Annotated in this window: 1 protein-coding gene; it reads right to left on the reverse strand. The window is 49.1% G+C overall.

Features of this window, described 5'->3' with window-relative positions:
* Positions 1-252, reverse strand: a 252-nt coding sequence (gene tnpA, locus CWC11_RS22205; RefSeq protein WP_502704834.1) for an IS66 family insertion sequence element accessory protein TnpA, incomplete at its 3' end; no start/stop codon positions are given.
* Positions 253-267: the final 15 nt, after the last annotated feature.

The following is a 267-nucleotide window of genomic DNA, read 5'->3' on the forward strand; positions in this document are numbered from 1 at the left end:
CACCGTACTCTGACCATGCTTGAGTTGCAACAGTGGAGGCTGGGAGACGGGCGCTGGCACAGCAGGCTGAGCAGCCACAAAGGAAGACTGAGATTTCTGAGGCGCTTTTTTCTTATGATGCTTAGCGCGATGATAATAGAAGGATTTTGTACTAAGGTTGTACTGCTGGCAAAAATCAGTGATAGACAAGCCACTGAGCGCTTGCTGCTCGATAAGTTGCAGCCATTGCTGCGCGGTTTTTTGTTTAGGCATATTCAGCTCCGAGTT

It is taken from the genome of Pseudoalteromonas sp. S3178, assembly GCF_005886985.1.
GTDB classification, from domain to species: domain Bacteria; phylum Pseudomonadota; class Gammaproteobacteria; order Enterobacterales; family Alteromonadaceae; genus Pseudoalteromonas; species Pseudoalteromonas carrageenovora.